This window comes from Pseudarthrobacter sp. 05T312, assembly GCF_056396685.1.
Window position 1 is genome coordinate 98,652 of sequence record NZ_JBFTLY010000014.1, and the last position, 8,571, is coordinate 107,222.

The following is an 8,571-nucleotide window of genomic DNA, read 5'->3' on the forward strand; positions in this document are numbered from 1 at the left end:
TGCTGCGAGGATAAAGCCGGTGAGAACAGAAGCGGCGCACAGGATCCAGAGCACGCCTATCTGTCCGCTTTTCTGCCGAACGACCCCAGCGGTGGAAGCCACACCGGCCCGAACCAGTGCGGCGACAGCGCTGATGACCGCAACTATCCAGCACAACCACTGGATTAAGGCTGTTGAACCTTGATTCATGATCTTCCCTTTCCTGAAAGGCGGCATTTTGCCGGCATGTTGCAGGGTTTGGGGTTCCTTGCCACTACGCTACCATTGCGGGAACGCAAAGGAAATGTTTTGTACTGTCCCCTTACCGCCGGCAGCCGAGCGCTCTGCTGTTCCCTCTTCCAGGTTTCAGGGAGCGCAGTAGGCCAAGAACCGCAGCTGGCAATCACGAGGACAAGCGTCCGGGCGATGAACTGCCGCCGCTGGTGCGCATCCAGGTCTTCAACACGCCAACTTGCCCGGTACCAGTGCCTGCTTACCCGGCGGCTACGTCCGGTACGTCAGTTCCGGTGAGGACAGTCCAAATTCTCGTTTAAGGGCGGACTGGGCGGCGTACCACCCGCACAGGCCATGGACCGAGGGTCCCGGTGGCGTTGAGGATGAACACAGGTAGACACCTTTTGCCGGTGTCCGCCAAGGGTCGGATGAGATAACCGGCCGTTTGAGCAGTTGGCGGGCCGACAGTGCACCTGCGGAGAAGTCGCCTCCAACGTAGTTCGGGTTGTACTCGCTGTATTGGTGGGCTGTGATCGAGTGCGTAGCGAGGATGACGTCCCGGAAGCCCGGCGCGAATTGTTCGACCCGTCGGATGATCGTTTCTGTCGAGTCCACGCTTGACCCCGCAGGGACGTGGGTGTAGGTCCACAGGATGTGGTTTCCGGAGGGGGCACGGCCGCTGTCCAGGGTCGATGGTTGGCAGGCAAGGACAAAGGGCCGTCGGGGATACCCTCCGGACGCTACCTCAGCCTCCGCCCGCGACATCTCTGCCCTGCTTCCGCCCAAGTGGACGGTGGGGGCTGCGCCAAGGGAAGGATTGGCCCACGGTACGGGCCCTGAGAGAGCGAAATCGACCTTGCTGACCGCGTTCCCATACCGGAAGGAGGCAAGTTTGCGCAGGTAGCTTGTGGGGAGTTCGGCTCCGGCGACTTGGGCAAGCCCCGCTGCAGAGAGGTCCAAAAGGATGGCCGCTGGCCGCGAAACGTCGCGGACATCAGCCAAGTCGGTGATCGGAGAGCCGAGGACTATCTCACCGCCATGGTTCAGCAGGTCCTCCGCCATGGCATTGGCGATCGATTGGGATCCGCCGACGGGGACCGGCCAGCCGCCGGCATGGGCCAGCGCGCCCAACAACATCGCCGTGCCGCTGGTCGCCAGCCCGGGCAGTGACCCGATGCAGTGGGCGCTGACACCAGTGACCATGGCGGGCGCGATGTCTCCTTTGAACCGTGCGTTCCACCAGGGCCCGCCCTGTTCAAGGGTCCTGGCCGCGTAGAGGAGCGATCCGAGGCGGTCCCGGGGGATACGCAGCAGTTGGTGCATGGTGAGATCAGTAATCCCGTCGACCCGTTCAACGAGGGGTTGGAACAGCCGGAGGTACCGTTCCCCGTCAGGGCCCAGGTCCTCAGCGGTTCGGGCGAGGCTGCGGTATGCGATCCCGGCTGTGGCTACGTCCACTGCATGGGCGTAGGAGATTTCCGGCACGCGCAGCTCAATGCGCTTTTCAAGTTCAAAGGCCCGGAAAAAAGGGCTGGCAAGGGCCATGGGGTGGACAGCTGAACAAACGTCATGGCGGAACCCGGGCAACGTCAGCTCTGTCGTCCGGGCTCCACCCCCGACCGTCTGTGCTCCCTCAATCACCCTTACCTTTAGCCCGGCCCGCGCCAAGGTTACGGCAGCAGCGAGCCCGTTGGGTCCGGCCCCCACCACTACGGCGTCAGCCTTCACGTTGCCCTTCCACTGAGGGAGTCTTCGTGCCCGTAGGGCCGGCCGTGGTCGCCGTTGTGGGGCTCCGCAGCGGCGTGTCGCTCTGCCTGGCACTCCCCTGGTGCAGTTGCAGGGCGCAGTGGATGAGGGGGAAGTGGCTGAATGCCTGTGGGGTGTTGCCCAGTTGGCGCTGGTTCCTGGGGTCCCATTCTTCGCTGAGCAGGCCGACGTCGTTGCGGAGGCTAAGGAGGCGCTCGAAAAGTTCCTCGGCCTCGCGGCGCCGGTTGATCCCCAGTAGGGCGTCGACAAGCCAGAAGGAGCAGGCGAGGAAGACGCCTTCGGTTCCCGGCAGGCCGTCGTTGCTGGCTTGTGGGTGGTAGCGGAGGACGAAGCCGTCATCGGTGAGGTGCTGCTGGATGGCGTCCACGGTACCGATGACGCGGGGATGGTCGTGGGGCAGGAACCCGACGCGCGGGATTAGCAGGAGGCTCGCGTCCAGTTCCTTGGTTCCGTAGGACTGGACGAAGGTGTTGCGGTCGGTGTCGAAGCCGTGGGTCATGACGTCAGCGTGGATGGTATCCCGCAAGGCGGCCCAGCGGTCTTCGGGGCCGGGAAGCCCGGATTGCCGGATGCCTTTGACCATGCGGTCTGCGGCGACCCAGGCCATGACTTTTGAGTGGGTGTTCTGGCGCCGGGGGCCGCGCATCTCCCAGAGCCCGTTGTCTGGTTTGTCCCATGCCCCTTCGAGGTATTCCATGAGTGCTACCTGGATGACCCAGGAATCATCAACCGTATCCGGAAAGGCCGCACGGGTCAGGGAGAGACCATCCAGAACCTCGCCCCATACATCCAGCTGCAGCTGGGGAGCGGCAGCGTTTCCTATCCGGACAGGTTTGGAGTTTTCGAATCCTGACAGCCAGGGCAGTTCCGTCTCGGGGAGGCGGCGGGTGCCGTCGATTCCGTACATGATTTGCAGGTCGGCGGGGTCGCCGGCGACGGCGCGGAGCAGCCATTCCCGCCAGGCGGCAGCTTCGTCGGTGTAGCCCCCGGCGAGCAGTGACTGCAACGTCAGGGTCGCATCGCGAAGCCAGCAGAACCTGTAGTCCCAGTTCCTGGATCCACCCGGGTCCTCCGGCAGGGAAGTGGTGGGAGCTGCGACGATGCCACCCGTTGGAGCGTAAATGAGCCCTTTGAGGGTGATCAAGGAACGTTCTACAGCGTCCTTGTACTTTCCCTCCATCTTGCTCCGGCTGATCCAGTCCTGCCAGAAGTCCTCCGTTACCCTGAGCGCACTGCCGGGGTCTGTTTGGCGCGGGGCTGGTTTGCTGCTGGGGACCCAGGACAGCACGAAGGGCACCTTTTCGCCGGCCCGCACCGTGAATTCACTGATCGTGCGCATGTCCCGTCCTTCGAGTGGGGCCTCGGTGGTCAGGTAAGCGGCGTCCGGGCCCGCGACAGCGCTGAGGCCGCGGTCTTTGCGCCGCACCCACGGCACGATGTGGCCGTAATCGAAGCGCAGGCAGAGTTCCCCGTACATCTGTACGGCGCCGCTGAGCCCTTCGACGATCCGAACCAGGTCGGCGGCGTCGTCGCGGACCGGCATGAAATCGGTAACCCGGACGCTTCCATCGGGAGTCTCCCATTCGGTTTCGAGGATGAGTGTGCCGGGGCGGTACCGGCGGCGGGTGCACTTTTCTTCCCCGGCAGGTGCCAGGAGCCAGCGCCCAGCGGCAGGGGTATCCAGCAAGGCAGCGAAGCAGGCGGGGGAGTCGAAGTTGGGCAGGCACATCCAGTCGATTGACCCGCTGGTGCTGATCAACGCGGCCGTGTGCAGGTCACCGACAATCGCGTAATCACTGATTTCAGGCATTGTTATCCTTCCAGCCCGCACCCTCGAGTGCTTGGAGCGGCAGCGCTGGGGCGTGTTTGGGCTCCCGAACAGCCCGGATGGCCAGAAGCACCGCCATTACCGCCCCGACAGCCGCCAGGACCATACGGGTCCCTCTTGCTGACCGGGAGATGGTAATCGGGTGGACGTGCCCGGACCTGCGGTGGTGGGTGATCTCGTTGGCCGGTACATCCCAGGAGGTTGGGGAGGGGAAGGTCCCCGCCGGTAGCTTCTCCTGCCGCAGCCGGCGTCGGATTGCAAGCCTGCGACGCACATCTGTGCTTGGGGCGGGCAGGGTATTGTCGGCCGCCACAGCCGCGGGGAGGTCGATAATGTAGGGCTCACCGTAGAACGCCGAGGAAGCCACGGACTCAAGCCAGGTGCCCGGCGGTGTCTGAACGCCGTGGGCTGCGAAGGCGGACCGCAGCCTTTCCAGGATCTCTTGCAGGCTTTTGCCCTGGGCGTCCCTGGTGACGTCGAAGATGGCCAGCTGGAGTTGCAGTTTGGCATCCGCGGCTGGGTCTGTGGCGCTGGGGTCCTGGCCAGTGGGGTCAGGATTCAGCGGCTCAGGGATGGCGCGGGCGGCCTTGTCTGGATTGGAGCTCATGGGTTTTCTTTCAGTCATGGTTCAGCCGCCGACCTGGTCAACGGTGAATGCGGCCAGGAATCCGACGGCGGCGATGAGGCCGGTGAGCAGGTGGTGTTCTTCGAAGGCTTCCGGGATCATCGTGTCGGCGAGCATGGCAAGGATCGCTCCGGCGGCCACGGCCGTGATGAAGGCGACAACTTCCGCGGGTGCGTCCTGCAGGACCAGGAAGCCAACCAAGGCTGCCAGGCCCGAAATGACAGCAATTCCCACCCACACCCCAAACACATATTTGGCACTCCGGCCGGCCTTTTTCATGCCCGCAGTGCTGGAGAGGCCCTCGGGGACGTTGGAGATGAACACGGCCGCCAGCATGGCCGGGCTGACTGCACCGGCGGTCACCAAACCCACGCCCAGGACGACCGACTCCGGGATACCGTCCAGGAGGGCCCCGATCGCGATGGCGGTCCCGCTGCCCGGCTTTTGCTGCTCCGAGGGTTGTTTCCCGCCTGACCGCTTCCGGTGCTTGGCCCCTTTGCTGGCCAGCAGGGCGTTGGCGGCCACGTAGACCACAGCGCCGGTGGCGAAGCCTCCGACCGTCGGCCACAGCCCACCGCCGTTCACTGCCTCCTGAACCAGCCCAAACGCGAGGGCCGATATCAGTACGCCGGCGCCAAAGGACATCACCGATGACACGACCTTGGACGGGATTTTCCACTTCCACGCCAAGCCGCACCCCACGACTAGTGCGCCGCCGGCGATGGTGCCCCACATCCATGCCAGCAACCATGCGGGCATTACACTACCCCCGCCAGGAGGCAAGGTGTCGGTTCGGTAAGCAGGTTTTTCACAGGATGAGTCCTTTCCATTGATGTCAGCATGTGGCGAGCCCGATATTTGTCGACCTCCAAAGGAAGCACTGTTCTTGGCCGTGCGGAGGCAGGGCTTCCGCCACCGCCGCGCACTGCTCCGATAGGGCCGGGGGCCACCAGTGGCCGCACCCCCTTATTGCTTTGTGATGCCCAAGGAAAATCTCCACGGCGGTCAGTGCCGAAAGGGACCGCTCAAACTCGCCGGTTTGAATCTTCCTGATGAGCGGGTCGATCCCATCGACGGTTTCCGCCAAGGCTCCTTTTGCCTGGTGTGTTCCCACAATTTCTCCTTATCCGGCGGGGATGTCCCGTACTGCTGCTCTGGAATCTTCAAACTTTGCGGGAAAGCAACTATCGGAGGAAACTGGTACTCATGGATACAGCTGGTGGATCTGAATTAGTCCCGGAACCTTCGAGCCGGGAAGTTGAAGCGGTAATGCGTGCCGCGGATACCCTTTTGCGCGTCGTGTCCCGCTCCGTTGCCGAGGTGGAGGACGTGGTGAACACTCCGCAACTGCGGGTCCTGGTCCTCATCCACACCCGGGGACCGCAAAATTTGGGCGGCGTGGCCGCGGAACTGGGTGTGCATGCCTCCAACGCCACGCGCATCTGCGACCGGCTGGTCGCTGCTGACCTGCTCGAGCGGCGGGAAGACCCGGCAGACCGGCGATACATCCGGCTCGAACTGACCACAAAAGGGAAAGCTCTGGTGAACTCCGTGCTCGAGCACCGGCGGCAAGCCATCGCGGAGGTCATTCTGAGGATGCCATTGGGTCGACGCCCGGCCCTGGCTGCGGCCCTGGAGGCTTTTGCGGCCGCCGCCGGTGTCCAAGGCACCACTGACGGCCGCTTTACCCTGGGAGCCAACACGTGAAGTGACGAAGTCCTGGTGCCGCAAGCCATGTCTTCATTCAACCTCAATGTTTGCGTTTACGCAATAGTTGGCACTCTGCTGGCGCCAATTCTCTCTACGCTGCGCGGACACAGCAGTCCGGTCAGAGCGGCGTGATCCCCCACTCGCCGCTGTGGGATTGCCCGGGTTCAAGGGTTATCAAGCCCTCGCCGGAGTTAAAGGCGTCCGGGGCACACGTCATTGGTTCAACCCCCAGCCCGCTCCGCTGCCGGTCCGGCTGGGGGAGTGTGTCACCGGTGAAGATTTCCAGGTACGGATAGGACCCGTCCACCCACAGCTCAACCCCTCCGGAATCATCCGGGCGCAGGAGTTTCACCCGGGCCCGCCCGTCAGCGTCACGGACCAGGTCAGTGTAGGCGACGTCGATGTGCCGCCCGCCAAGTTGTTGGAGTTCCCGCAGGTCGTACCCGGTGCCCTCAACCCCCTTATGTCCGGTGGGTATGCCACGCTCGTCCACGGGCAGGAAGGTGCGCCCTGGCACCTGGACCAACGCGGCATTGATGGCCCCGGGAGTGTTGACTCCGGTGCTGAGGTAAGGATGCGCCCCCGTCCCGTAGGGGCACCGTGACGCACTTCGGTTCATCGCCGTGGTCCGCACGGTCAGCCCTCCCGGGCCCAGATGGTAGTCAAGGCGGCAGTCGAGCACCCACGGCCAGCCCTGGCAAGAGTGGAGCGTGTAGGTGAAGGAAATGGAGTCCTCAGTGTGTTCCACAGCCGGGGTCCCCCAGTTCCGCCACCGCGTGAGCCCGTGGATGGCCCCGCCCTTGTCCGGCTCGCTCAGGTCAAGCTGCAGCCGCTGGCCTTCCCACTCGTAGCTGCCGCCCTGGATGCGGTTGGGCCATGGAATCAGGGATTGGCCCCGGGCGCCCGTGCACATCTCCTCGGGCCCATAACCGTCCAGCAGGGGCCGGCCGTCCAGCAGGTAATCCCGCAAGGCGCCCCCGACTTCGGTCACCACGGCTGTTTGTCGTTCAAAAGAGATTTCATACTGACGTCCCGAGGGGAGGCAATGGCCGGTCCCGCCGTCCCACGGGGTCCTGTCACTCATGGCTGGGGTTTCCGTCCGTGCCACGGGTGACATCGAGGACGACTTTGACATCGTCGGTCTGGCGTTTGAAGGCCTCAGCAAAGTTAGCCAGCGGGAGCCGGCGGTTGATGAGGCGGCGCAGCCAGTCACGGTCCGCCTTGGCCAGCGCCTGTGCGCCGGCGTCGTAGTGGCGGCGGTTGGCGTTGACGCTGCCAAAAACCACACCGTTCATGAGCACCTCCTCGCGGTTCAGTGCGCCCACGTCCACCTTTGTCTGTTTTCCGGTTCCGGAAACCCCGGTCAGGCAGGTGACGGCGTCCTGGGCCCGGCACTTGAGCGCGTCCAGGACCACGGGGGTGACACCGGTGCATTCGACCAGGATATTGGGCTTGATGCCTGACTCCGGCAGGGGCTCACTGTGGTAAGTCGCGCCCAGGTCATGGACAAGGTCCGGCTTGGGCCCGTCCGTGACGATGTCGAAGACGTGCACGTCCAGGCCTTGCTGTACTCCCAGCAGCGCCGCAAGCAGGCCAACGGGGCCCGCGCCGGTCACGACGGCGGTGTGGGGGTCGAAAAATGCCCGCTGCCCGATCCGGTTGATCTGCTCCCAGGCTTTGGCCACGATGGTGGTGGGCTCCAGCAGGACACCCACATCCTCCAGACCGGGGTCCACTTTCACCATCGCCTCACCGTCTGCCCGCCAGCGTTCCCTGGCGAAGCCGTCGAGGCCTTTGATGCCATGTTCGGTGTAGTTCCCGTTGAGGCACATGTCCCATTCCCCGGCGGCGCAGGCTTTGCATGGCTCAGGGTCGGGCCTGCGGACGATGCCCACCACCAGGTCACCCTTGGCCAAGCCGGAAGCCGGCGCCGCGTCCAACACCCGGCCCAGGTTCTCGTGCCCCAGCACCAGGTAATCCTGGCCCGGCGGTGCTTCCCCGTACTCGGCGCCGATGATTTCGCTGTCGGTCCCACACAGGCCCACGGCCAGGGCCTCCACCAGCACCTCGCCCTCCCCGGTGGCCGGCTCCGGAACATCGCGCAGTTTAAGTGAATCTTTTTCCCCGGGAGTAACTGTCAACGCACGCATTACTTCTTCTCCTCAAATCAAAAACGGTTCATTGCTAAGCTTCCCGCACTAGTTGCGCTTGTGCAACAGTATGGGATATGAAGGGGCCAGCTGATTTCCGGGATGGGGCATTGGACAGTCAAGCCGCTGGCCTAGGTGTATTGACCTGAGAGGTTGGTGACGCGGCTGGCCGGTGGCTGACCTTTGAGTGAGGTGTGACCTCGATGATGATTGTAGTGATGGAGCCAGCCAGCGAAAGCGGCAACACGCTCGGCCTCTGATCTGTAAGGACGGGCGTA

At 64.0% G+C, this 8,571-nt stretch carries 7 protein-coding genes and 1 pseudogene; 1 reads left to right on the top strand and 7 read right to left on the bottom strand.

Annotation, left to right across the window (positions count from 1 at the left end):
- Positions 1-483: 483 nt before the first annotated feature.
- From AC1DIP_RS16375 to AC1DIP_RS16390, 4 genes are read right to left on the bottom strand one after another with little or no spacing between them, the layout of a single operon-like run.
- Positions 484-1,941 (bottom strand): phytoene desaturase family protein, encoded by a 1,458-nt coding sequence (locus AC1DIP_RS16375; protein WP_285244052.1) that lies wholly within the window; start codon positions 1,939-1,941, stop codon positions 484-486.
- Entirely contained in the window at positions 1,931-3,790 is a 1,860-nt protein-coding gene (locus tag AC1DIP_RS16380; RefSeq protein WP_477734360.1) for a glycoside hydrolase family 15 protein, read from the bottom strand. Before AC1DIP_RS16380 ends, AC1DIP_RS16375 begins: the two co-directional genes overlap by 11 nt.
- The gene (locus AC1DIP_RS16385; protein WP_285244054.1) at positions 3,783-4,415 is read right to left on the bottom strand and encodes a hypothetical protein; all 633 of its coding nucleotides are present in this window, start codon (positions 4,413-4,415) and stop codon (positions 3,783-3,785) included. Before AC1DIP_RS16385 ends, AC1DIP_RS16380 begins: the two co-directional genes overlap by 8 nt.
- A 21-nt stretch (positions 4,416-4,436) precedes the next feature.
- Positions 4,437-5,192 carry a ZIP family metal transporter gene (locus AC1DIP_RS16390; RefSeq protein WP_285244055.1) on the bottom strand — a complete coding sequence of 252 codons (756 nt, stop codon included), beginning with the start codon at positions 5,190-5,192 and terminating at the stop codon, positions 4,437-4,439.
- A 510-nt stretch (positions 5,193-5,702) separates the two neighbouring features.
- Between AC1DIP_RS16390 and AC1DIP_RS16395 the strand changes: the two genes are divergently transcribed.
- Positions 5,703-6,140 (top strand): MarR family transcriptional regulator, encoded by a 438-nt coding sequence (locus AC1DIP_RS16395; protein WP_477734361.1) that lies wholly within the window; start codon positions 5,703-5,705, stop codon positions 6,138-6,140.
- Between the two features lie 121 nt (positions 6,141-6,261).
- Here the strand turns inward: AC1DIP_RS16395 and AC1DIP_RS16400 are convergent, their stop codons facing one another.
- The 3 genes and pseudogenes from AC1DIP_RS16400 to AC1DIP_RS16410 form a co-directional block, all read right to left on the bottom strand.
- On the bottom strand, positions 6,262-7,278 hold the full coding sequence (locus AC1DIP_RS16400; protein WP_350224165.1) for an aldose 1-epimerase family protein: 1,017 nt from the start codon (positions 7,276-7,278) through the stop codon (positions 6,262-6,264).
- Positions 7,220-8,293, bottom strand: coding sequence for a glucose 1-dehydrogenase (locus AC1DIP_RS16405; RefSeq protein ID WP_285244058.1), 1,074 nt, complete (start codon positions 8,291-8,293; stop codon positions 7,220-7,222). The genes AC1DIP_RS16400 and AC1DIP_RS16405 overlap by 59 nt, the downstream gene beginning before the upstream one ends.
- A gap of 131 nt (positions 8,294-8,424) precedes the next feature.
- A pseudogene (locus tag AC1DIP_RS16410) lies at positions 8,425-8,571 on the bottom strand (IS481 family transposase); the annotation flags it as partial.

Bases quoted from the DNA above. Each gene is read 5' to 3' on its own strand.
- AC1DIP_RS16380 (WP_477734360.1), bottom strand. From the start codon at position 3,790: ATGCCTGAAATCAGTGATTACGCGATTGTCGGTGACCTGCACACGGCC.
- AC1DIP_RS16385 (WP_285244054.1), bottom strand. From the start codon at position 4,415: ATGAGCTCCAATCCAGACAAGGCCGCCCGCGCCATCCCTGAGCCGCTG.
- AC1DIP_RS16390 (WP_285244055.1), bottom strand. From the start codon at position 5,192: ATGCCCGCATGGTTGCTGGCATGGATGTGGGGCACCATCGCCGGCGGC.
- AC1DIP_RS16395 (WP_477734361.1), top strand. From the start codon at position 5,703: ATGCGTGCCGCGGATACCCTTTTGCGCGTCGTGTCCCGCTCCGTTGCC.
- AC1DIP_RS16400 (WP_350224165.1), bottom strand. From the start codon at position 7,278: ATGTCAAAGTCGTCCTCGATGTCACCCGTGGCACGGACGGAAACCCCA.
- AC1DIP_RS16405 (WP_285244058.1), bottom strand. From the start codon at position 8,293: ATGCGTGCGTTGACAGTTACTCCCGGGGAAAAAGATTCACTTAAACTG.